At 73.3% G+C, this 23,014-nt stretch carries 22 protein-coding genes; 6 read left to right on the forward strand and 16 right to left on the reverse strand.

Going from position 1 to position 23,014, the window contains the following annotated elements:
• Window positions 1-103: 103 nt before the first annotated feature.
• Window positions 104-853, forward strand: a complete 750-nt coding sequence (locus GXB85_RS07470; RefSeq protein ID WP_161917014.1) for a response regulator transcription factor — start codon at window positions 104-106, stop codon at window positions 851-853.
• Window positions 850-2,385, forward strand: a complete 1,536-nt coding sequence (locus GXB85_RS07475) for a sensor histidine kinase (RefSeq protein WP_370524074.1) — start codon at window positions 850-852, stop codon at window positions 2,383-2,385. Before GXB85_RS07470 ends, GXB85_RS07475 begins: the two co-directional genes overlap by 4 nt.
• Window positions 2,386-2,400: 15 nt before the next feature.
• Here GXB85_RS07475 and GXB85_RS07480 read toward each other — a convergent pair whose 3' ends face one another.
• The 5 genes from GXB85_RS07480 to GXB85_RS07500 are packed head-to-tail and all read right to left on the reverse strand — an operon-like array spanning window position 2,401 to window position 7,724.
• Window positions 2,401-3,420, reverse strand: a complete 1,020-nt coding sequence (locus GXB85_RS07480; RefSeq protein WP_161917015.1) for an ABC transporter ATP-binding protein — start codon at window positions 3,418-3,420, stop codon at window positions 2,401-2,403.
• A complete protein-coding gene (locus tag GXB85_RS07485; RefSeq protein ID WP_161917016.1) occupies window positions 3,417-4,391 on the reverse strand; it encodes an ABC transporter ATP-binding protein in 975 nt (324 codons plus the stop codon). The genes GXB85_RS07480 and GXB85_RS07485 overlap by 4 nt, the downstream gene beginning before the upstream one ends.
• Window positions 4,388-5,248, reverse strand: coding sequence for an ABC transporter permease (locus GXB85_RS07490; protein ID WP_161917017.1), 861 nt, complete (start codon window positions 5,246-5,248; stop codon window positions 4,388-4,390). Before GXB85_RS07490 ends, GXB85_RS07485 begins: the two co-directional genes overlap by 4 nt.
• A complete protein-coding gene (locus GXB85_RS07495; protein WP_161917018.1) occupies window positions 5,245-6,189 on the reverse strand; it encodes an ABC transporter permease in 945 nt (314 codons plus the stop codon). Before GXB85_RS07495 ends, GXB85_RS07490 begins: the two co-directional genes overlap by 4 nt.
• The gene (locus tag GXB85_RS07500; protein WP_161917019.1) at window positions 6,189-7,724 is read right to left on the reverse strand and encodes an ABC transporter substrate-binding protein; all 1,536 of its coding nucleotides are present in this window, start codon (window positions 7,722-7,724) and stop codon (window positions 6,189-6,191) included. The genes GXB85_RS07495 and GXB85_RS07500 overlap by 1 nt, the downstream gene beginning before the upstream one ends.
• 169 nt (window positions 7,725-7,893) lie before the next feature.
• Here GXB85_RS07500 and GXB85_RS07505 point away from each other — a divergent pair, with 169 nt between their 5' ends.
• A complete protein-coding gene (locus GXB85_RS07505) occupies window positions 7,894-8,748 on the forward strand; it encodes a DUF1028 domain-containing protein (RefSeq protein ID WP_161917020.1) in 855 nt (284 codons plus the stop codon).
• On the opposite strand, the gene GXB85_RS07510 is transcribed toward GXB85_RS07505, so the two are convergent.
• Window positions 8,745-9,347 (reverse strand): helix-turn-helix domain-containing protein, encoded by a 603-nt coding sequence (locus GXB85_RS07510; protein WP_370524076.1) that lies wholly within the window; start codon window positions 9,345-9,347, stop codon window positions 8,745-8,747. The two genes, GXB85_RS07505 and GXB85_RS07510, sit on opposite strands and share 4 nt — an antisense overlap.
• A 158-nt stretch (window positions 9,348-9,505) precedes the next feature.
• Here GXB85_RS07510 and GXB85_RS07515 point away from each other — a divergent pair, with 158 nt between their 5' ends.
• Window positions 9,506-9,997, forward strand: a complete 492-nt coding sequence (locus GXB85_RS07515) for a metallophosphoesterase (RefSeq protein ID WP_202627710.1) — start codon at window positions 9,506-9,508, stop codon at window positions 9,995-9,997.
• A gap of 15 nt (window positions 9,998-10,012) precedes the next feature.
• On the opposite strand, the gene GXB85_RS07520 is transcribed toward GXB85_RS07515, so the two are convergent.
• The 4 genes from GXB85_RS07520 to GXB85_RS07535 form a co-directional block, all read right to left on the reverse strand.
• The gene (locus tag GXB85_RS07520) at window positions 10,013-10,867 is read right to left on the reverse strand and encodes a cyclopropane-fatty-acyl-phospholipid synthase family protein (protein WP_161917022.1); all 855 of its coding nucleotides are present in this window, start codon (window positions 10,865-10,867) and stop codon (window positions 10,013-10,015) included.
• Between the two features lie 8 nt (window positions 10,868-10,875).
• Entirely contained in the window at window positions 10,876-11,109 is a 234-nt protein-coding gene (locus GXB85_RS07525) for a hypothetical protein (protein ID WP_161917023.1), read from the reverse strand.
• Window positions 11,110-11,343: 234 nt separating this feature from the next.
• Complete coding sequence (locus GXB85_RS07530) at window positions 11,344-12,123, reverse strand: DUF6544 family protein (RefSeq protein ID WP_161917024.1); 780 nt, start codon at window positions 12,121-12,123, stop codon at window positions 11,344-11,346.
• 61 nt (window positions 12,124-12,184) lie between these two features.
• On the reverse strand, window positions 12,185-13,819 hold the full coding sequence (locus GXB85_RS07535) for a methyl-accepting chemotaxis protein (protein WP_161917025.1): 1,635 nt from the start codon (window positions 13,817-13,819) through the stop codon (window positions 12,185-12,187).
• A 220-nt stretch (window positions 13,820-14,039) separates the two neighbouring features.
• Between GXB85_RS07535 and GXB85_RS07540 the strand changes: the two genes are divergently transcribed.
• The gene (locus GXB85_RS07540) at window positions 14,040-14,564 is read left to right on the forward strand and encodes a dihydrofolate reductase family protein (protein WP_161917026.1); all 525 of its coding nucleotides are present in this window, start codon (window positions 14,040-14,042) and stop codon (window positions 14,562-14,564) included.
• On the forward strand, window positions 14,564-15,145 hold the full coding sequence (locus GXB85_RS07545) for a TetR/AcrR family transcriptional regulator (RefSeq protein ID WP_161917027.1): 582 nt from the start codon (window positions 14,564-14,566) through the stop codon (window positions 15,143-15,145). Before GXB85_RS07540 ends, GXB85_RS07545 begins: the two co-directional genes overlap by 1 nt.
• 10 nt (window positions 15,146-15,155) lie before the next feature.
• On the opposite strand, the gene GXB85_RS07550 is transcribed toward GXB85_RS07545, so the two are convergent.
• The 6 genes from GXB85_RS07550 to GXB85_RS07575 form a co-directional block, all read right to left on the reverse strand.
• On the reverse strand, window positions 15,156-17,681 hold the full coding sequence (locus GXB85_RS07550) for an FtsX-like permease family protein (protein WP_161917028.1): 2,526 nt from the start codon (window positions 17,679-17,681) through the stop codon (window positions 15,156-15,158).
• Window positions 17,682-17,686: 5 nt separating this feature from the next.
• On the reverse strand, window positions 17,687-18,478 hold the full coding sequence (locus GXB85_RS07555; protein ID WP_370524080.1) for an ABC transporter ATP-binding protein: 792 nt from the start codon (window positions 18,476-18,478) through the stop codon (window positions 17,687-17,689).
• Window positions 18,479-18,607: 129 nt separating this feature from the next.
• Window positions 18,608-19,309: a response regulator transcription factor gene (locus GXB85_RS07560; protein WP_161917029.1), complete on the reverse strand. Its 702-nt coding sequence runs from the start codon at window positions 19,307-19,309 to the stop codon at window positions 18,608-18,610.
• Complete coding sequence (locus GXB85_RS07565) at window positions 19,306-20,535, reverse strand: sensor histidine kinase (protein ID WP_161917030.1); 1,230 nt, start codon at window positions 20,533-20,535, stop codon at window positions 19,306-19,308. The genes GXB85_RS07560 and GXB85_RS07565 overlap by 4 nt, the downstream gene beginning before the upstream one ends.
• 5 nt (window positions 20,536-20,540) lie before the next feature.
• Complete coding sequence (locus GXB85_RS07570) at window positions 20,541-21,782, reverse strand: glycosyltransferase (RefSeq protein ID WP_161917031.1); 1,242 nt, start codon at window positions 21,780-21,782, stop codon at window positions 20,541-20,543.
• Complete coding sequence (locus tag GXB85_RS07575) at window positions 21,731-22,744, reverse strand: hypothetical protein (RefSeq protein ID WP_161917032.1); 1,014 nt, start codon at window positions 22,742-22,744, stop codon at window positions 21,731-21,733. Before GXB85_RS07575 ends, GXB85_RS07570 begins: the two co-directional genes overlap by 52 nt.
• Window positions 22,745-23,014: the final 270 nt, after the last annotated feature.

A 23,014-nucleotide genomic window follows, 5' to 3' on the forward strand; every position in this document is an offset into this window, starting at 1 on the left:
GCGTGGCCCAGCGGATCCTGTGCGTCCGGTGTGAGCCGCGGTCCACAGGTGGCGCACAGACTCCTCCCAGCGGTTCCTCGGGTCGCGCGCGCACGATCGCGTCATGAGCCCCCGCCCCGCCCCTCACGCCGTGCTGACCCGCGCCGACGGCTCGCGCGTCCGCGCCCTCGTCGTCGACGACGAGCCGTCGCTCGGCGAGCTGCTGTCGACCGTGCTGCGCTACGAGGGGTGGGACGTCGAGGCGGTCACCGCAGGCCAGCCCGCGATCCGGTCGGCACGCGCGACCCGGCCCGACGTCGTGGTGCTCGACGTGATGCTCCCCGACATGTCCGGCCTCGAGGTGCTGCGCCGCATACGCGCGGTGCACCCGGACGTCCCCGTGCTGTTCCTGACCGCGCGCGACGCCGTCGAGGACCGCGTGGCCGGACTCACCGCGGGCGGTGACGACTACGTGACCAAGCCGTTCAGCCTCGAGGAGGTCGTCGCACGCCTGCGCGCGCTGCTCCGCCGCTCGGGGCTCACCGAGGCGCAGGAGGACGGCGCCCTCGTGGTGGGTGACCTCGTCCTCGACGAGGACAGCCACGAGGTGACCCGCGCCGGCCAGGAGGTGCGCCTGACCGCGACGGAGTTCGAGCTGCTGCGCTTCTTCATGCGCAACCCGCGGCGTGTGCTGTCCAAGGCGCAGATCCTTGACCGCGTGTGGCAGTACGACTTCGGCGGCCAGGCCAACATCGTCGAGCTCTACGTCTCCTACCTGCGTCGCAAGATCGACGCGGGACGTGCACCCATGATCCACACGCTGCGCGGTGCGGGCTACGTGCTCAAGCCGGCCGACGACGCCGCGCGCCCGTGACCGGCTGGACGCTCCGCCGGCGCCTCGTGGTGCTCGTCGCCGCCATGGTCGTGGTGCTCGCGGGGGCGATGGGCACGGTGTCGACCCTCGCGCTGCGCGGAAGCCTGGTGGACCGCCTCGACGACACCCTTCGGGCCGCGAGCGAGCGCGTGCTCGGCGCCGAGGACCGTCCCCGCGCGGGCTCCGCACCCTCGGACGAGACCGACCTCCCGCCCTGGGAGGCGGACGGGCCGCTCGGTGAGCCACCTCCGGGGCTCGACGTCCGGGGCCAGGCCGTCGGGACGGTGACCGTCAGCATCCGTGACGGCGAGGTGGTCGCGGGGCGGATCGACGCCGAGGGGCAGGTGCAGGCCCTCTCCGACGCCGCGGTCGCGACGTTGCGGGCGCTGGACCCGGCCGCCGGGCCGACCACCGTCGAGCTCGGCGAGCTGGGCACCTACCGGGCGCTCGCGACGACCACGAGCTCAGGCGACCTGGTCGTCACCGGGGTGTCGGCGCAGGACGTCGAGGGCACGGTCACGAGCTACCTCGTCGTCGAGCTGCTGGTCACGATCGCCGGTGTCGCCGCGGCGGTGGTCGTGGGCGGGGCGCTCGTGCGCAGGGAGCTGCGTCCCCTCGAGCGTGTCGCGAGCACGGCCGCTCACGTCGCAGCGGCGCCGCTCGCTCGCGGCGAGGTGGCTCCCGTCGCCCGCGTGCCCACGGTCGACACCGACCCGCGCACCGAGGTGGGCCAGGTGGGTAGTGCGCTCAACCGGCTGCTGGACCACGTCGAGGCCGCGCTCGGGGCGCGCCACGCGAGCGAGACCCAGGTGCGGCAGTTCGTGGCCGACGCGAGTCACGAGCTGCGCACACCCCTCGCGTCGATCCGCGGCTACGCCGAGCTCGTGCGGCGGATGCGCTCCGAGGTTCCCGACGACGTGCTGGTCGCGATGGGACGCGTCGAGGCCGAGTCCGAGCGCATGACGCGGCTCGTGGAGGACATGCTGCTGCTCGCGCGCCTCGACGCGGGCCGCGACCTCGAGCGTGCGCCGGTCGACCTCTCGCTCCTCGCGGCCGACGCCGTGACCGACGCGCACGTCGCCGGCCCGGACCACCGGTGGCACCTCGACGTCCCCGCACCCGACGACGACGTCCCGCCGACCGTGGTGCGCGGCGACGAGCACCGCCTGCGTCAGGTGCTCGTGAACCTCCTTGCGAACGCGCGGGTCCACACCCCGCCCGGCACCACGGTGGTGGCGTCGGTCCGTCGCGACGACGGCGACGTCGTGCTGACCGTGCGCGACGACGGCCCGGGCATCGCGCCGGAGCTGGTGCCGCACCTCTTCCGCCGGTTCACGCGCGGCGACGAGGCCCGCAGCCCGCGGAGCGGTTCCACGGGCCTCGGTCTGGCCATCGTGGACGCCGTCGTCGGCGCCCACGGCGGGACGATCGCCGTCACGAGCGCTCACGGGGTGACCCAGTTCGTCGTGCGCCTCCCCGTCACGCCGGTACAGGGCCACGAGCGTGCGCCGTCGGCCGACGGGCACGCCTGAGCCGCGCGGGCCCCGCTATCGAGGGGCTCGGCCCGCCAGCGCGGCGTCGGTGCGCAGGCACCATGCCGTGTGGTCCACGTCGAGGTGGACCGGCGGGACGTGGTCGGCGCAGGCGTCGATCGCGAGCGGGCAGCGCGTGCGGAACACGCAGCCGGACGGCGGGTCGACGGGGCTCGGGAGCTCGCCGCTCAGCAGGATCCGCTCACGTGTGCGCTCGACCGCAGGGTCGTCCGCAGGGATCGCGGACATCAGGGCCTGCGTGTACGGGTGCGCGGGCCGCTCGTACAGGCCCGACCGCTCCCCCTGCTCCATGAGACGCCCGAGGTACATCACCACGACCCGGTGGCTCATGTGCTCGACAGCTGCCAGGTCGTGCGAGATGAACAGGTAGGTGAGTCCGAGCTCGCGCTGCAGGCGGCGCAGCAGGTTCATGATCTGGGCCTGCACCGAGACGTCGAGCGACGCCGTCGCCTCGTCGAGCACGATCAGGTCGGGATCGGCGGCCAGCGCCCGGGCGATGCTGACGCGTTGCCGCTGACCTCCAGAGAGCTCGTGCGGGTAGCGCTGGGCGGCCTGGGCGGGGAGCCCGACGAGGTCGAGGAGCTCTGCGACGCGGGCCGCCCGCTGCGCGCGCGACGCGAGCAGTCGGTGCACGTCGAGGGGCTCGCGGATCGTCGCGCCGATGCTCCGCCGCGGGTCGAGCGACGCGTAGGGGTCCTGGAAGACCATCGCGATGCGTCGGCGAAGCTCCCGGGCCGCGCGGCCGCGAGCGGTGAGCACGTCCGTCCCGTCGAGGTGGACGGTGCCGGACGTCGCACGGACGAGTCCGGTGAGGGCGTTGCCGATGGTCGACTTCCCCGAGCCGGACTCCCCCACGAGCCCGAGCGTGCGTCCGCGCTCGACGTCGAACCCGACGCCCTCGACGGCGTGCACCCATCGCCGGACGCGGCCCTCGCGCCCCGCCGGGAAGCGCACGCTCAGGTCGCGCACCGAGAGCAGCGGGCGGTCCGTCGTGGACGCGTCGTCGGGGGTCATCGCTCCTCCGTGCAGAACGTCCGCGCGAGATGACCTGGTGCCACCTCGGCCAGCGGCGGGACCTCGTGCGCGCACCGTTCCGCCTTGATCGGGCACCGCTCGTAGAAGACGCATCCGCCCGGCAGTGCGCGCGGGTCGGGTGGTGCGCCGGGGATCGCGACGAGCTCCTCGCGCAGCCTGCCCAGACGAGGGCGGGCACCGAGCAGCCCGCGCGTGTACGGATGGGCCGGGGCGTCGTGCAGGGTCTGCACGCCCGCGCTCTCCAGCACCTGGCCGCCGTACATGACCACGACCTCGTCTGCGAGGCCACCCACCACCCCGAGGTCGTGACTGATCCAGACGACGCCCATGCCGATGCGTTCCTGGAGCTCGCGCACGATGTCCAGGATCTGCGCCTGCGTCGTCACGTCGAGCGCGGTGGTCGGCTCGTCCGCGACAAGCATCGTGGGCTCGCACGCGAGGGCGATCGCGATCATGACCCGCTGACGCATGCCGCCCGACATCTGGTGCGGGTACGCCTCGAGGCGGCGTGCGGCGTCGGGGATGCCCACCATCTCGAGCAGCTCGAGCGCACGGGTGCGCGCCGCGCGCCGGGTCGCGCCCAGGTGCTCCTCGATCCCCTCGGTGATCTGCCGCTCGACCGTCAGCAGCGGGTTGAGCGAGGTCATCGGGTCCTGGAAGACGAAGCCGAGCCCGCGTCCGCGGGTGCGACGCAGCTCGCCCGGCCCGAGTCCGAGCAGGTCGGTGCCGTCGAGGAACGCGCGTCCCTCGACGCGCGCCGTGGCCGGGGCGAGGCCGGTCGCGGCGAGCACCGACATCGACTTGCCGGAGCCCGACTCCCCCACCACGCCGAGGGTCTGCCCCGGCTGGACGGACCAGGACACACCCCGCACGATCCGCGCGACCCGGGCGCCCCGACCGATGGTCACGTGCAGGTCCTCGACCGCGAGGGCCGCCGTCGTCGTGCTCATCGGTCCCTCCGGGACTCCAGGACGGACCTCTGGCGTGGGTCGAGCACGTCGCGCAGCCCGTCCCCGACCAGGTTGAACGCCAGCACGGTCACGAAGATCGCGAGGCCGGGGAACACGCTCATCCACCACGACCCCGTGAAGCCCTTGCCGTCGAAGAGCATGCGGCCCCACGAGGGTTCGGGCGGCTGGATCCCGAGTCCGAGGAACGACAACGCGGCCTCGGCGAGGATCGCGAACGCGAGGCTCAGTGACGTCTGCACGATGATCGGCGCGGTCACGTTGGGCAGCACGTGCGTGCGGATGATGCGCAGCGGCCCGGCCCCGATCGCCACGGCGGCGCGGACGTACGGCTCCTCGCGCACGCCGAGCACGCTCGCGCGCGTGACCCGGGCGAACACGGGTACGTAGACGATGCCGATCGCGATCATGGCCGTGGTCAGGCCGGGGCCGAGCACCGCGACGATCGCGATCGCGAGGAGCATCACAGGGAACGCGAAGAGCACGTCGACCACGCGCATCGCCACGGCGTCGGCCCACCCACGGAAGTAGCCCGCGACCAGGCCGAGCGCCACGCCGAGCACGAGCGCGATGCTCACGCTGACCACGCTCACCTGGAGCGACGCGCGCGCCGCCAGGACCACCCGGCTCAGCACGTCGCGGCCCAGGTCGTCGGTGCCGAACCAGTGCGCGCCGCTCGGCGGCTGGAGCGCGCGCGTCACGTCCACGGCGTTCGCGCCGTAGGGCACGAGCACGGGTCCCAGCAGGGCGAGCACCACGAGCAGACCCAGCGCGCCCAGTCCCGCGACCGCGACCGGGCTGCGCAGCAGCAGGCGCCATGCGCTCGTCGAGGCGCTCATCGGGCCGAGATCCTCGGGTCGATCCGGCCGTAGAGCACGTCGACCAGGAAGCTCACCAGCAGGAACAGGGCGGCCACCAGCAGCACCGAGCCCTGCAGCACCGGGTAGTCCCGTGCGGCGACGGCGTCGTACGTCAACCGCCCGAGCCCGGGCCACGCGAACACCACCTCGACGACGATGATCCCGCCCAGCAGGGTCGCGGCCTGGACGCCGATCACCGTCACGACGGGCACGAGCGCGTTGCGCACCACGTGCCGCAGCAGCACGACCCTCGCCCGCAGGCCCTTGGCGCGCGCCGTCCGCGCATGGTCCGAACCCAGCGACTCGAGCACCGCGCTGCGCACGAACCTCGTGAGGATCGCCCCCGAGACGAGGCCGACGGCGAGGGCGGGCATCGCCACGCGACGCGCCCACTCGAGCGGGTCCTCGGTGAGCGGGACGTAGCCCGAGGGCGGGAGCCAGCCGAGCGTGACCGAGAAGAGCAGGATGAACATGATCCCCAGCCAGAAGTCCGGGACCGAGACGCCCGCCTGGCTCGCGACCCGCACCACGGTGTCCGACGCCCGACCGTGCCGTGTCGCGGCGAAGACGCCGAGCGGGAACGCGATGACGAGCGCGATCACCAGCGCCGCGGCCGCGAGCGACACCGTCGCGGGGAGCCGCTCGAGCAGGATGGTCGTCACCGGTTGACCGGTGCGGAAGCTCACCCCCAGGTCACCCGTGACGGCACTGCCGAGGTACTGCACGTACTGCGTCAGCAGCGGCTGGTCGAGGCCCGAGGCGGCGCGCAACGCGTCGTAGGACTCCTGCGTGAACCTCGTGCCCAGGGCCACCCGCACGGGGTCCCCGGGCACGAGGTGCACGAGCGCGAACACCACGACCGTGACACCGAGCAGCACGACGACGGCGTGCCCGGCGCGCAGCAGGGTGAAGCGCAGCATCAGTCGGCGAGGCTCACGTCGCGGAACCGGATCGCGCCGTCACCGCGGGCCTCGTAGCCCTCGAGCTCGGGGACCCAGGCCTGCACGACGTCGGGGTTGTAGAGGTAGACGTAGCTCGCGTCGTCGGCGATCTGCGTGGCCGCCTCGGCGTAGAGGTCCTTGCGGGCGGCCTCGTCGGTCTCGGTCCGGGCCTCGTCGAGCAGCGCGTCGACCTCGGGGTTGGCGTAGCCCTGGAAGTTGAACGAGCCCGTGCTGTGGTGCTGGGCGTAGTAGAAGTCGTCGGGGTCGATGTTGCCGAGCCACGACAGCATCAGCAGGTCGAAGTTCCCCTGGCCCTGCTCATCGAGCCACGTGGCGAAGTCGAGCTCACGCGGCGTCACCGTGACGCCGATCTCCGCGAGCTGGGAGGCGATCGCCTGGGCCGCCGTCACCGTCTCGGGGTACTCGCTCGTGACCATCATGTCGATCTCGAGCCCGTCGACCCCGGCCTCCTCGAGCAGCTCGCTCGCACGCGCAGGGTCGTGGCTGTAGGTGTCGTACGCGGTGTACCAGCCGCTGGTCTCCGGGATCGCGAGCTGGTTGACGGTCGCGTTGCCGTACTGCGTCACCTGCGCGATCGCCTCGCGGTCGATCGCGTACGCGAGGGCCTGCCGCACGCGCACGTCGTCGAACGGCGGGCGCGCCTGGTTCGCGGCGAGGTACCAGTAGTCGTTGCTCGCGGCCGCCCCGACGACGACGTCGTCGTTCCCCTCGAGGTCACTCACCTGCTGCGGCGGCACGTTGTCGGTCCAGTGCACGTCGCCCGCGGTGAGCTCGGCGACGGCCGTCGTCGGCTCCGGGACGAACCGGAAGGTCACGCCGCCGACCTCGGGTGCCCCGCCCCACCAGTCGGCGTTGGCGGTGAGGTCGATGGCCTCGCCCGCCGCGTAGTCGGCGACCGAGAACGGCCCGGTGCCGACGGGCGCCGTCACGATGTCCCCGCTCTCGACGTTCTCCTGCTGCACGATGGCCATGCCCTTGAAGCCACCGATGCTCGAGAGGAGGTTCGGCGAAGGCTGGGCCACCTCGATCACCACCGTGTCGTCGTCGGGTGCGCTCACCTCGGTGACGGCCGCGAAGCGCCACGCGTTCGCGAGCTCCTCGTCGATGATCCGCGTGTAGGAGTACACGACGTCGTCGGCCGTGAAGTCCGAGCCGTCGTGCCACGTGACACCGTCACGCAGGTCGAACGTCCAGGTCAGCTGGTCGTCGCTGACCTCCCAGGACTCGGCCAGGGCTGGCTGCATCTCGAGGTTCTCATCCGGCTCGACGAGCGTGTCGAACACGTTCTCGAGGACCTGGAACGAGAAGTACGACGACGTGCGGTGCGGGTCGAGCTGGTCCGGCTCCCCCGCGATGGCCGCGACGAGGACCTCGCCCGTCGCGTCGCCGCCCGTGCCCTCGTCGCCGTCGAGGTCGACGCCCTCCCCCGTGGAGCATGCGGCCAGCAGACCGACTGCGGCTCCTGCGCTGATCCATCGTGCTGCTCGCCTCATGGGGGATTCCTTCCGGGGTCGTGTGCCCGGTGCTTCACGTACCGGACCCTGCATCACTATGGTGAGGATCCGTCATTATGTCGAAGGCGATGTCGTCCACGTCAAGCATCGACCACGGTCGTTACACGCTGGTGACACAAGGCACGCGCCACCGAGACCGCGGAGGGTCATGACCTACTCGATCGTCGCCCGCGACGCCGACGGTGCCCTGGGGGTCGCCACGGCCTCGAAGTTCCTCGCGATCGGCGCGACGGTGCCCGCGGTGGCCCCGGGGCTCGGCGCGGTCGCGAGCCAGGGACACACCAACCCCTCGCTGCGGGGGCAGGGGCTCGACCTCCTGCGGGACGGTCGGGATCCCACCGCCGCCGTGACGGACCTCCTCGGCCTGGACCCGGAGGCGGCACAGCGCCAGGTCGCCCTCGTCGGGCCGCGCGGATGGGGCGCCGCCGTGACCGGCGATGCGTGCACCCGACCGGCGGGGCACCGGACAGGTGACGGCTGGGCGGTGATCGGCAACCTGCTCGCGGCCGAGGAGGTGCTCGACGCGATGCGCGACGCCTTCCTGACGGCGACCGGTCGCCTGGACGCACGGCTGCTCGACGCGCTGCGCGCCGGGGAACGCGCCGGCGGTGACCGGCGCGGCCGGCAGAGCGCCGCCCTGCTCGTCCTCGGAGCCGACGACGCACCGTCCCTGCGGAGGGGTCTGCGCACCGACCTGCGGGTCGACGACCACCCGAACCCCGTCGACGAGCTCGCGCGCCTCCTCGGCCGCCAGCACGTCGTCCTCGACCCGCCCGACGAGACGCTCCTCGTCCCCCTGACGGACGCGGTGGCGGGCACGGTCGACGACCTTCTCGGCAGCGTGGGGCTGCCCGAAGGGCCCCTGCCCCAGCGCCTCGCCGCGTGGGCCCACCTCGCCAACGTCGAGCACCGACTCGTGGACGGCCACCTGGACCCCGTCCTCCTGCGCGAGCTGCGGGCCGCGGCCGCCGAGCGGGCCTCGGGCGGTCGCGCGGAGGGCTAGAACGCGAGCGGCGTCACCGAGCCGAGGACGACCACCGTGCCGCTCCCGCGGTTCGCCCACCAGTGGGCGACAGTGCAGTCGTAGGTGATCGCGTCGCCCTCGTCGAGCTCGACCACCTCGTCGCCGACGCCCACCGTGAGCCGACCCTGCTGGACGACGACGCACTCCTCGCCGAGGTGTCGGTACGAGCGGCCCTCGTTGCTGAACCCGGGCGGCAGCTCGCTGCGGATCACCTGCATCCGCCCGCCCGACGGCGTGAGCAGCTCGCGGACCACGTCGATCCCCTCGGGGTCACCGTTCGCCGCCGGGAGCCGCGGCCGCTCGCCGGCGCGGACCACCAGGTGGTCGGGCGGGGTCGAGCCCTGGAGCAACCGCGCGAGCGGGACGCCGAGCGCCGTCGCGAGCCGCTGGAGCGTGAGCAACGAGGGGTTCCCCTGACCGCGTTCGAGCTGGCTGAGGGCGCCCGTGCTGACCCCTGAGCGCTGGGCGAGGGCCTCGACCGTGAGCCCGAGGACCCGCCGGGTCGAGCGCACGGCCACCCCCACGGTCGCCGTCGGCGCCGCGACCGCGTCCGGTCCGTCCTCGCTCGGCTGGCCCACGTGTCCCGTCCCCTGCGCTCGACTGCACCCGGCCTGCCGCATCCTAGGGGTACCCGCTTGCGGCCCGCGGCACCACGGTGTCGCATGTCTCCGTGCCCGCCTCCCCCGCTCGCGCCGCCCGTGCGCCCATCGCCCGCGGGCCGCTGCGCCTCGTGCTCATGGCCGACACGCACCTGCCCGTCCGTGCGAAGGACCTGCCGGGCGAGCTCTGGGCCGCGGTCGACGGCGCCGACGTCGTCGTGCACGCGGGCGACTGGGTGGACGAGGCCACCCTCGACGCGCTCGAGCAGCGCTCGCGTCGCCTGGTCGCGTGCTACGGGAACAACGACGGCCCGGGACTCCGCGCGCGGCTGCCGGAGGTCGCTCGCGTCGAGCTCGACGGCGTGCGCATGGCCGTGGTCCACGAGACGGGACCGACGCGTGGCCGTGAGCAGCGCTGCGACGACCTCTTCGCGGACTCCGCGGACGTCCTGGTCTTCGGGCACAGCCACATCCCCTGGGACACCCGTACCCCGCGCGGCCTACGGCTGCTCAACCCGGGCTCACCGACCGACCGCCGCAGGCAGCCCGCCTGTACGTACGTGACGGCACACGTGACGCAGGGCGAGCTCGCGGACGTCGTCCTGCACCGCCTGCCGCCGCGCAGGTGACGACGGCACCCGAGGTCATGGGTTCCCGCGTGTGGTGCCCGACGGCAGGCGGGCGACGACGGCGAACGTCGGCCCGTCCGGGTCGTAGGGCGCGCCCGTGAGGTCGCCGAACAGCTCGGGTGGGGCGAGGCCGGCGGCCTCGAGCTCACGCGTGACCTCGTCGGGAGTGAGGCAGTGCGTCCAGTTCCAGAACTGCCGCTCGGACGCGCCGTCGTCGATCGTGTAGCGGTCGAGCACGAGCCGCAGCTCGGGGTAGGTCCACCGCTCGTGCTGGCCCTCGTAGGGCGACGGCGCCCAGAAGCCGCCGTCCAGGTCGTGATCCTTCTCCTCGAAGGGCTGCTCCGAGGTGAACCGCGCGGCCGCGGTCACGTCCATCACGAACGCGCCGTCGGGCACGAGCGCGCGGGCGACGGCGCGCAGCAGGCCCGCCCGCTGGGTCGGGCTCAGCGCGCAGAAGTCCTCGTAGACGAGGAGGGCGGCGTCGTACCCCGAGCCCAGGCTCGCGTCGAGGTAGCTCGCCCTGCGGAACTCTGCGGGCAGCCCCTCGGCCGAGGCGATGGCGCGCGCGTGGGCGATCGAACGACGTGAGACGTCGATCCCGGTCACTCGGACCCCCCGACGTGCGAGACGGTGCGCGTAGAGCCCGGGGCCGCACCCGAGGTCGAGCACGCGGGCCCCGGTCGCCAGGCCCAGGTGCCGGACGAGCCAGTCGACGGAGCGGTCGACCACGTCGTGGGGCCGCGACGCGAGCTCGGCGTCGGGGTCCAGGTGCAGCGCAAGCATCCCGGCGGAGATGTGCGGGTCGTCCCAGAACGCGGGCGTGGTGAACGCGCTGAACGGCTCGGGTCGTGGTGCGGTGGGCGTCGGCATCGGAGGGCTCAGTCGGATGTGGCCGTGTCGACGACCCTCGCCGCCGTGCCGTCGACCGCCAGCTCCTGCCCGGGGCAGATCTCCTGGTCGAGCTCGACCGTGCGACCGTCGGCGTACTCGAGGACGATCGGGCCGTAGCACTCCGTGACCTCGAGCAGCACGACGCCACCGTCCTGGGGCACCTCACCGACGTCCTCGTCGCCGATCCGTACGGAGACCGCGACCTCGCTGGTACTGGTCACGCTGATGTCCGGGGGGTCGCCGCAGCCAGCCAGCCCGAGCGCTCCGAGAGCGACGAGACCCACGGTCGTGCACCGACGTCGACGCCTGCTCACATGGCCTCCTCGGGGCGGCGGCCGGGGCACTCCCGACCCTTGATCAGACCGTAGCGCGGGCCTCATGGCTGTGGGCCGTCGTGCCGTGGCGACCTCGCGGAGAGGTGGTGTGCATCGGGGTGCGCGATCCTCGGCGCGCGGTCAGCGGTGCACGACCCGCCGCAGTACGGCTCGGAAGAAGAGGCCGTCGGCGGACCACCGGTCGGTCCCGGGGAACCAACCCGCCTCGATCGTCTCCGGAAGCCTCACCCCGCCGTCTTCCCGTTCCCCCGTGAAGAACACCCCGAACCGGTGCAGCGCGAAGGGCTCGCCCGCCGGGCCGCCCCACCGGGGCAACGAGACCTCGGTCAGTCGGCCGGTGTCGTCGACCACGGCGTCGATCGCGTGCGTCCAGCCGCCCACCTCCAGCTCCGCGACCGCTCGGTGGTCGTCGACGCCCCGCCACGCGACGGAAGGATCGAGCGCCGTCGTCGGGCTGAGGAAGGCCTCGGCCGCGAGCCGCCCTGCACCCGACCGCGTCACGTCCGGGCCCGTCCCGGACATCACGGGGACGAGTCCGGCCATCCGCCAGCGCATCTCACCCTGGCCCTCGGCCCACCTGTCGTACCCGACCACCGGCACCGGACCGAACCGGGCCGAGGCCGTCCAGATGAACCCACGGGAGCTGGCGAGCACCTGGCTGGCGGTGAACGGCCGCCATGCCCCGAGGCGGATGAGCCCGTCCATCTCGAGCAGCAGGGTGCGCGTGAGCGGTGTGCCCGGCGCGATGGAGTGCCGCACCCACCGCGCGACCGGGATCGGCAGGCGGTCCACGCACGTCGGGTCGAACGGAGCCGGAACGGGCGTCGGTGCGGCGAGCCTCACCCACTGGTCTGCGACGGCCAGGGCGCTGCGTGGCACGGCACTCAGGTCGGAGGGCACAGATCCATGCTCGTCCGACGCCGCACGGTGGCTCCCGGTCGAAGGTCCTCCGTCGGGCGGCCTAGTAGGTGAACGTGTCGACGCGGGCCCTGAGCTCGGCCGACATCTGCGCGAGCTCCCTCGTCGAGGCCTCCATCTGGGCCACGACCTCGGTGGTCGTCGACGCAGCGGACGCGACGCCCGTGATGTTCACCGCGATCTCGCCCGAGCCGGTGGCCGCCTCCGTCACGCCGCGCGAGATCTCTGTCGTCGTCGCGGTCTGCTCCTCCACGGCCGAGGCGATGGTCATCTGGTAGTCGTTGATCGACCCGATGATGTCGGAGATCTGGCCGATCGCCGCGACGGCGTCGGCGCTGTCCCCCTGGATGGCCTGGATCCGGCGCGCGATGTCCTCCGTCGCCTTGGCGGTCTCCTGCGCGAGGTCCTTCACCTCGCCGGCCACGACGGCGAAGCCCTTCCCGGCCTCACCCGCTCGCGCCGCCTCGATCGTCGCGTTGAGGGCGAGCAGGTTCGTCTGCTCGGCGATCGAGGTGATGAGCTTCACGACGTTGCCGATCTCCTGGCTCGAGGCGCCCAGCCGCGTCACGGTGGCGTTCGTCGAGGCAGCGACAGCGGTGGCGCGCTCAGCGACCTGCGCCGCCTCGTGCGCGTTCTGCGCGATCTCCCGGATCGACGCACCCATCTGCTCGGCGCCCGCCGACACGGTCTCGACGTTGCGCGAGACCTGCTCGGCGGCGGCGGCGACCACGCCCGCCTGCGCCGAGGTCTCCTCGGCACCCGCCGCGACCTGGCTCCCGGCCGCGGACATCTTCTCCGATGCTGCGGCGATGGTCGCCGACGCCTCCCCCACGCTCGCGAGCGTGCGCCGCAACGCGACCTGGGCGCCAGCCAACGCACCGGCCATCTGGCCGAGCTCGTCGTGCGAGTCGACCTTCGGTGCGCGGGTCAGGTCGCCGGTGGCCATCGCACCCGCCGCGGCCCTGACCTCGCCGACCGTCGTGGTGATGCCACGGACGATCACCCAGGCGAGCGCGAGGGCAGCGCCCAGGCCCGCGACGAGGGCGCCGACGATCAGCACGCGCCGCTCCGCGACCATCACCTCGCCGACGGCGTACTCGTCCGCCGCCGCAACGGCCTGCTCCTCGGCCTCGGCCGAGAACGCGTCGAGTGCGGCGTCCGCCGCGGGGTAGATCACGTCGTCGTAGAGCGCGGAGAGCGCGGCCTGGTCACCTCGCTCGATGGCGGGTGCGAACTGGGCCTCGAACTCGGCGTGGAACTGCAGCGCCGAGGCGAGCCCGTCGGACGTGCGGTCCGCGTCGGCCGCGAGCGGCAGGTACCCCTCCACGAGGCTCTCGAGCGTCGCACGGCGCTCGGCGATCTCGGCCCGCAGGTCACCGCGCGTGTCCTCCGGCTCGAACGTGTACGCGTTGACGCGCACCCTGCTGCCCTGCAGCGTGCGCTGGATCTCGTCGAGCTGGTCCATCGGGACCACGTGCTCGAGGTACAACCTGTGCTGGCCGGCGTTCAGCTGCTGGGCCGTGAGCATGCCGAGGCCACCCATCCCGGCGGCGACGACCGCGAGTGCCCCGACGGCGGTACCGATCCGGACCGCGACCGCCAGGTCCCGGAACCGTCGCCGGGATGCCGCCCGCCGCGGCGGCACCGTGCCCTCCGTGGCCCGCTCTTCCTCGATCATCGCCGTCCCCCTTCATCGCCGCCCTCGAATCGATTCACTGATCGACCGGCGGTCGACCCTCCTGAGCGGGTCGGCGTGTGACGGACGTGACGCCTGTCGGCACGGCCGCGATCCCGGCGCTCAGAGGGGTGACGTGGTAGCGCCCGCTGCTCCCCAGCCATCGTCGGGGTCCGAGCCTGATGGCAGCCATATAAGTGCACGTTCGTTTACTATTTGCCTCATGACGACCTTCCACGCCTTCCTCGGATGCAGTCTCGACGGGTACATCGCGGGGCCGAACGGCGAGCTCGACTGGCTCACGTCCTTCGACAACACGGGATACGAGGAGTTCTTCGCGTCCGTCGAGGCCTTGGCGATGGGCCGGGCGACCTACGAGGTGATGGCCGAGTCCGCTCCGGACTACTACCGAGGCACGCCCATCCACGTCCTGTCGTCCACGATGACGCCCGGTCCGCTCCCCGACATGGGTCCGTCACCTGTGACGGCCCACCGGGACATCCCGTCCTTGGTGACAGGCCTCGAGGCGGCAGGCGTCGGACGCGTCTACGCGGACGGCGGTCGGACCGTCCAGTCGTTCCTGGCCCTCGGGCGTCTCTCCGACCTCACGGTGACGCGAGTGCCCGTGGTCCTCGGCGACGGCATCCCGCTCTTCGGCCCGGTGCCCGCCGCCATCCGCGCCCAGCTCGTCTCGTCGACGTCGACGGAGCAGGGTGCCGTGCAGTCCGTCTACCGCTTCCCCGCCTGATGCCGCGCCCGAAGCTCATCAGCGACGAAGCCGTCCTGGCCGAGGTGCTACGCCTCGTGCAGCGGATCGGGCCTGAGAGGTTCACCCTCACCGCGGCCGGCCAGCAGACCGGGCTGTCCCCGTCGACCTTGGTCCAGCGGTTCGGCTCCAAGCGCGAGCTCCTGCTGGCGGCCGACCGCTGGGCCGTCGAGCGATGGGTCGGTGGCATGGACGCCGTACCGGACACCGGCTCTGCTCTCGACCGGCTGATCGCCGGCATGGTGCACGCCGTCGACGCCGACACCACGGCGCAGGAGATGGCCAACTCGGTGTCCCTCCTCCAGATCGGGCTGGCCGACGACGAGTTCCACGCCTCGACCCAGGACGGCGCCGTGCGCCTGCGCGCGAAGATCGTCGAGCGGCTCCGTGAGGCCGAGTCGACCGCGGAGCTCCGGGCAGGCACAGACCTCGACGCCCTCGCGGAGCTGCTCGAGGTCACCTACCACGGCGCGATGATCCACTGGGCGATCCATCGGGACGGCCCGCTAGTCCCCGCACTCGAGAGGAAGTTCCTGCGCCTCCTGCAGGCCTATCGCACCTGAGACCACCACGTCAGCGGTCCCGGCTCACGAGCTCGAGCACGGGCACCCGGGAGACCCGGAACGCGGGCCACGCAGCGGCGGCGACCCCGGCGGCGACGGCGACGACGAGGGTCAGCGCGATGCGGGACCACGGCATGATCACGGAGGGGATCTCCGAGCCCCCGGTGACATCGATCAGAGCCCAGCCGAAGCCGGCCGCGACGGCGACGCCGATCACCGCTGCAACGAACGAGAGCAGGCCCGTCTCGAGGCGCACGATGCGACGCAGCTCGGGGCGGGTCGTGCCGACGGCCCGCAGCAGCCCGATCTCCCCCCTCCGTTCGTTGATCGCGAGCGCCGTGGTGTTGGCGACCCCGAGGAGCGCGATGAGGCTCGCGAGGATGAGCATGCCGTCGATGAAGTTGCCGAACGCCGCGACGGAGCTCCCGCTGTTGGCGACGTGCTCTGCCCGGGTCTCGAGGAACGAGCCGGGCACGTCCCGGACCAGCGCCCTGACGTCGTCCTCGGCGTCGCGGCCGGCGCCGTCGGCGAGGTCCACGAGCACCAGCGCGTCGAGCTGACTCCCTGCGGCGGCGTCGAGCGTGGCTCGGTCGACGAAGTGCACGGGTGCCTCGAAACCGCCGGTGCTCCTGGCGACCACGGCGACGACCGGCGCCTCCAGCGTCGAGCGCTCGAACTCGATCGACACGACGTCGCCGAGCCGCGCCGGGTCGTCGCCGACCACCGCCACGCCTCCTCCGGTGAGGTCGGCGAGGTCCCCGGCGATCGGGTCGAGGTCGAACATCGTGGGCAGCGCCGCGGGGTCGATGCCGCCGATCGCCTCGGCCGCCCCCGCCACGACGCCCTCGGCCTTCGTCACGGCCGCGACGGCGCCGACGTCGGGCAGCGCCTCGATCCGGTCGGCCAGGGTGGGGTCGATCGTCGACACGTCGGGTGTCGCCGAGGTGACCACCATGTCCGCCTGGAGCCCGTCACGGACGTCCGTCCCTACCCCGCTGGCCAGTGAGCTCGCGAAGATCGCGAACAGCGTGACGATCGCGGTCCCGAGCGTGAGCGCGAGCCCGGTCGACGCCGACCGGCGCGGGCTCGTCCCCAGGTTGCCGGCTGCGATCACACCACCCACACCCGCGGCGCGGCGGGCCAGCGGAGAGCTCCAGCGTGCCGTGGCGGTCACGATCGCCGGGCCGCACAGCACGATCGCCGGGACGATGCCGATCACGAGCACGAGCCACGCGGGGGTGGAGCCCACCACAGCGACCGCTCCTCCGGCGATCGCCAGCACGGCGAGGACGAACCCGCTCGCCGTCCGCGCGGGAGGCACGCGCCGGGGTTCCGCCGCGCTCTCGCGCAGCGCCTCGATCGGCGGCGTCGCCCCCGCGCGGCGCGCCGGGATCCATGCGGCGAGGATCGTCGCCCCGATCCCGACGGTCGCGGCGATCCCGATCGAGGCGGGGGTCACGATCGTCGGCCCGGTGAGCAGACTGATCCCGGTGAGCCCGACGACCCAGCGCAGCGCCCCCACCCCCGCGACCCCGCACACGAGGCCGACCAGGGTCGCGAGCGTCCCCACGAGCGCGGCCTCGACCACGACCCCTCCGACCACCTGCCGCCGCTCGGCGCCGATCGCACGCAGCAGTCCTGACTCCCGCCGACGACGGGCGACGATCAGCCCGAACGTGTTGAAGATGATGGTCACCCCGATCACCACCGCGACCACGGCGAAGGCGAGGAGGAAGACGTTCAGGAACTCCAGCGGAGAGGTCGCGGCGCCTTGCGCCGTCCGGACGTAGGCGGCGCCGTCGACCACGTCACCGTCGGACAGCGCCGCCACCCGGCCCAGCACCTCGGCCCGGTCGGCGCCCTCCGCGACGTCGACGAGCACCTCGGTCGGTGCCACCGTGTCGAGCCAGGGGGCTGCCGCCGCGTCGGGCAGCAGGACGGTGCGCTGCAGCGGAGCCGCGTCCGCCGACGCGAAGGTCGCGACGCCGGTGATGGTCGCGTCGTGCATCCCTGTCGCCGTCAGCACCTGCACGACGTCGCCCGGAGCCACGTCTGCAGCCGTCGCGAGCGAGCGGTCGACCACGATCTCGCCGACCTCGCTCGGCGCTCGTCCGCTCGCGAGGCGGAACGGGCTGAGCCCCGGGTCCGAGACCCACGTGCGCCCGACGTCGCTCGCCGTGCCGGCCCCGACCGACGACCCGTCGACGACCAGCTTCGCGAAGCCGACCCACTGCGCGGCGGCCCCCAAGACGCCGTCGACCGCGGCGACGCGTTCGGTGATGCCGGTGTCGAGGGCCTGCTGCACCGACCTGACCGGGTCCCCCGGCCCTCCGCCGGGCTCGCCCAGCTCGACGCCCTGCACCACCGCGTCCGTCCCGGCGAACGCCTCGGCGATGTCGCGCGCGGCTCGGCCGCGCATCGAGTCCGTCAGCACGAGTGTCGCGACGAGGAACGCGACGGAGAGCGTGATCGCGGTGCCGGTCAGCACGAGTCGGCTCGGGCTCGTGAGCACGCTGCGGGCTGCGCTCCGCGCCATGCCGTTCATCGCCCCAGACCCTTCACCACGTCGAGCACCGCGTCGGCCGACGGGCGATCCATCACGTCGTGCACCCGGCCGTCGACGACGAACACGACGTGGTCAGCCCAGGCAGCGGCGTTCGGATCGTGCGTGACCATGACGATCGACTGGTGGTGCAGGTCGACCGCCGATCGCAGGTACCCGAGGATCTCGTGCCCGGAACGGGTGTCGAGGTTGCCGGTCGGCTCGTCGGCGAACACCACCTGCGGCCGGGCGACCAGCGCCCGGGCGACGGCCACGCGCTGCTGCTGGCCGCCCGAGAGCTCCGCGGGTCGGTGGTGCAGGCGATCACCGAGGCCCAGCATCGAGACGACCTGCTCGAGCACGGCACGGTCCGGGCGTCGGCCCGACAACGTCAACGGCAGGCAGATGTTCTCCTCCGCCGTGAGCGTCGCCACGAGGTTGAACGCCTGGAAGACGAACCCGATCCGCTCGCGGCGCAGCAAGGTCAGCTCGCGGTCGTCGAGCGTCGACAGATCCGTACCGCCGACGAAGGCGCGGCCCGAGCTCAGGCGATCCAGCCCGGCGGCGCAGTGCATCATCGTCGACTTCCCGGAGCCGGACGGACCCATCACCGCCGTGAACCTGCCCGCCGGGAACGCGATCGTGACGTCGTCGAGCGCGACGACGGACGCACCGCCGGAGCCGTACCGCTTGACTGCCCCCACGAGCATCGCGGCGGCGTCGTCGGGGCGGGACGGGGGCGCGCTCCCCGGCAGCCGGTCGACGACGGCGTGATCTGGGTAGGGCGACACGAGACCTCCAGGGAGTGGTTGACGTCCTCGACCGTGACGGTGGCCACCGACGGTCCTGGTGGGTCGTCACCGCTCGAGCATGTCGAGCGGGCCCGGTGCCCCGCGTCGCCCTGGTGCGTTGCCTCGCGGCTACACCGGAGGCGGTACGCCGCCCGGAGGCAGCGGACCGACCTGCACCAGCCCGGACTGGTAGGCGGCGACGACGAGCTGCGCCCTGTCGCGCAGGTCGAGCTTGGTCATCGACCGGTTGACGTGGGTCTTGACGGTCATCGGCGAGATGAAGAGCCTCGCTGCGATCTCGTCGTTGGTCAGGCCGGCCGCGACGAGGGACACGATCTCGCGTTCCCGTTCGGTGAGCTGGTGGAGCTGCACGGTGGAGCCGGCTGCCGCGACCCGGCTCGGCTGCGCCAGGAAGCTCATGATCAGCGAGCGGGTCGCGGCCGGGGAGAGCAGCGCCTCACCCGCAGCCACGAGCCTGATGGCGGCGAGGAGCTCGTCGGGGTCCACGCTCTTGCCGAGGAACCCGCTCGCGCCGGCGCGCAGGGCGAGGTACACGTACTCGTCGAGCTCGAAGGTCGTCAGGATGAGCACCTTGACCCCGGCGAGGTCCTCGTCGGCGCTGATGCGTCGGGTGGCCTCGAGCCCGTCGAGACCGGGCATCCGGATGTCCATGAGGACGACGTCGGCCCGCTCGCTCCGGGCGAGCGCGACGGCCTGCTCGCCGTCGGACGCCTCGCCGACGACCTCCAGGTCGTCGGCGCCGTCGACGAGCACGCGGAAGCCTCCACGGATGAGCGCCTGGTCATCGGCGATCACGACTCGCACCGTCATCGGTCCTCCTGGGTCAGGGGCAGTCGGGCGGCGACCATGAAGCCGCCGTGAGGGGTCGGTCCGGTCTCGAGCGAGCCACCGGCCGCCACGACCCGCTCCCGCATGCCGACGAGGCCCAGGCCCGAACCCGGACGGGTGTCCGGCACGTCCGGCCCGCCTGGATCGGGGGTGGGTGAGCGGTCGGGCGGGCGGGCGTTGGTCACGACGACGAGGACGGAGCCGCCGTCCACCTCGAGGCGGACCGTCGTCGAGGCGGCCGCCGCGTGCTTCTGCACGTTGGTGAGGGCCTCCTGCACGAGCCGCAGTGCGGCGGCGTCGACCGCCGGGGGCAGAACGGGCAGGGGCGTCGGGATCCGGGTCTCAAGGGGTGCACCCGTCGCCCGGAAGGAGGCGAGGAGTCCCTCGAGCGCCGCGAGGCCGGGCGCGGGCGCGGTGGGCAGCGCCGTCTCGTCCTGCCGCAGGACACCGAGGACCGACTGGAGCTCGCTCAGCACCGCGCGGCCCGCATCCCGGACATGGCCGATCGCCGCGCGGGCCGCCGCCGGGTCCCGCTCCAGCAGGTGCTCGGCGACGCCCGAGTGGACGCTCATGACGGCCACATGGTGGGCGATCACGTCGTGCAGCTCGCGCGCGATCGTCACCCTCTCCTCGGCGACGCGGCGTCGCGCGGTCGCCTCGCGCGACTCCTCGGCGCGACGAGCGCGGTCCTCGAGCGCGGCGATCGTCGCCCGTCGGGCCTGGACGGCGAGCGCGATCGCGGTGGAGGTCCCGACCAGCAGGATGATCGTGTCCAGCCGGTCCCAGTCGTCGCGCCGCACACCGGCGACGACCCCGCCGATCCCGACCGTGATCGCGGCGGCACCCGCCGCGACGAGGGCGCGGGCGCGATTGCTCCGCACGGTGTACCCGTACATCGTCAGTGCGAGCGCGAGCGGCGCGAGGTGGACCTGCCACCCGGCAGCCACCGACGCAGCCGTCGCTGCCGTGGCCACGACGAGGGTCGCGGCCGGACGACGACGTCGCTGCGTGAGAGCGGCGCCGGTCAGCACCGTGAGCGCGACCCCGGGTGGGGTGAGGGTGAGATCGACCGGCGCGCCCTCATCCAGCCAGCCCGGCGCGGCCATCGCACCGATCACGAAGAGCAGGGTGAGCCCGGCACCGAGGACGAGGTCCGAGGTCGCAGGATGACGACGGATCCAACCCATGGCCGCTCGGCCCTTGTCCATGGTGCTCACCCTACGGACCGGTCCGGGGCCGTTCGTCGCCCCGGCACCTGCACGGGCGGCATCTGCGAGGGCGTGGAGCCGTCCGCGACGACGGGCTGTCGGTCGAGCACCCGCGCGTACACGGCCTCGTACGCGTCGAGCGTCGCCTCGATGGCGTGCTCGGCGACGAGCGTGCGACTCGCGGCCCCGCTCCGTTCGCGTAGCCCGCGGTCGCCGATCAGCTCGGCCAGGTGACGGGCGAGCCCTTCCGTGTCATCCGGCTGGTAGAGCCGGCCGTTGATCCCGGGCCGGACGAGGTGCGGCAGGGCCATGGCGTCTGCCGCCACGACCGGCAGGCCCGCGGCCATCGCCTCGAGCGTCACCAGGCTCTGCAGCTCGGCCACGCTGGGCATGCAGAAGACGTCGGCGCGTGCGTAGCACTCGAGGAGCTCGTCGTCGGTGACGCGGCCGGCGAAGCGCACCCGGTCGGCGATGCCGAGCCTCGTCGCCAGGGCGGTCCACTCGGCGCGTCTGGGCCCTTCTCCGACGATCTCGACGCGACAGCGGACGTCGTGAGGCATCGACGCGACAGCACGCAGGAGGTCGTCGACCCGCTTCTCCGGATCGAGGCGCCCCACGAACAGGATGGTCGGCGCGACGGCGGCCGCTCTCGCTCGGGGCTGGAACTGCTCCGTGTCGATCCCGTTCGACACCGCGACCGCCGCCGTGATCCCGGACCGCGTCGTCAGGAGCTCCACGGCCCGGGGCGTCGGCGCCGTGACGACCTGGGCGTGGGAGTAGACGCGGCCCAGGTCGCGCCACATCCACATGCCCACGGCGTCCCGGACGAAGGCCGGCAGCGACAGGTAGCCGACGACGTTCTCCGGCATCAGGTGGTTCGTCGCGACGAGTCGGCGGCCCGAGCGCCGTGCGGCGTGCACGACCGCGCGTCCGACGGAGAGGTGCCCGTTGGTGTGCACCACGTCGGGGTCGACGTCCCGCATGATGCGCGCCGCCTCCCGTGCGGCGTCCCACGGCATGCAGATCCGCATCGCGTCGAGCGGCCCGTACCTCTTCGAGCTGACGTGGTGGACTGTGTGCCCGTCCACGACGGTCGCGCCGGGCGGGCCTGTCGGAGAGGGCGCGACGACGTGGACCTCGTGGCCCCGTGCCGCCAGCCCGGTGGCCAGGCGTCCGGCGAAGCGTGCCGCGCCGTTCACGTCCGGCGGGTAGGTCTCGGCGCCGATGAGCAGCCGGAGTGCAGCCATGGTGACTCCCAGGGGTGGTGTGAGCGGGAAGCGGGCCTCGCGGCGGCGCGGGCGCGGACGGCGTCGGGGTGGTGACGGGCGAGGACGAGGACCCCGGCCGTGGCCGCCACCGCCGCGACGGCGAGCAGCGCCCAGGTCGCCGGGGAGGTGCCCGCGCCCTCGCCGAGGACGAGTGCGCCGAGGAGCACCGCGACGATCGGGTCGACGACGGTGAGGCACGCGATCACGAGCTCGGGCGACCCCGCGTGGTAGGCCTGCTGGACGAGCCAGCCCCCGACGACGAGCGCCACCACGAGGCCACCGGCCGTGCCGAGCACCCGGGCCGCACCCGTCGTGACGCCGTCGGAGGTGACCACCTCCGACAGCACGCGGACGAAGACGGAGACGAGCCCGAACGCCGACGCGCCTGCGGTGGCCGTCGCCAGGCACCGCGCCGTGCCGGACCTGACGGAGCCGGCCACGGTGCGGAGAGCGACGACGAGCACGAGGACAGCGACGCCGGCGCCCACCGTGGCGCCGGCGGTGGGCGTGCGACTCGTCGCAGTGCCTGCGGACGCCGCGACGAAGGTGGCGACCCCGGCGACGGCCACCGCCGTGCCCACGACCACACCGCCCGGAGGACGTCGGCGGGTCCGGGCCGTCGCGATCACCACGGTCAGCGGGACCGCGAGGACCCCGATCGGTTGCACCACCCGCAGGGGTGCCAGGAGCAGCGCGAGGGCGTGGACGGCGGCACCGACGCCCGCGAGGCCCAGACCCGCGAGCCACCGCGGACGCCGCATGATCGTTAGCAGGCGGCGTGCCGCCAGGCGCTCGTCGTGTGCGCCGCCGTCGTCCGGGCCGGGCCGGGCACGCGAGCCCTTGCGTCCCGTGCGCACCTCGTGGTGCTGGAGCGTGGAGGCCACCGCGAAGCAGGCGGCACCCAGCAGAGCGAGCAGGACGGCGGCACCGTGGTCGCCCACTCAGCTCTCCGGGCGACGCGGGCGGGGCCGCCAGACGTCGGCGGGGGTGCCGACGTCCTGGCGGTCAGCGGCGGTCGCCGGCCGTGCTGTCGTGATGGTCACGCGGTGAGCATCCTGAGCGGGCGTCGTCGCCCACATCACCCTGACGCGGCGACCGGCGGCTACCACCGCGGCAGTAGAGGCGGGACCCTCTGGGGGGCTGTCCCCCGAGTTCCGGCTCGGGATGATCCGAAGCGCCCGTGGACCGAGTCCCGGTACCTAGGCTCAGGC

The organism is Cellulomonas sp. APG4 (assembly GCF_009996735.1).
In the GTDB taxonomy this organism is placed as follows: domain Bacteria; phylum Actinomycetota; class Actinomycetes; order Actinomycetales; family Cellulomonadaceae; genus Actinotalea.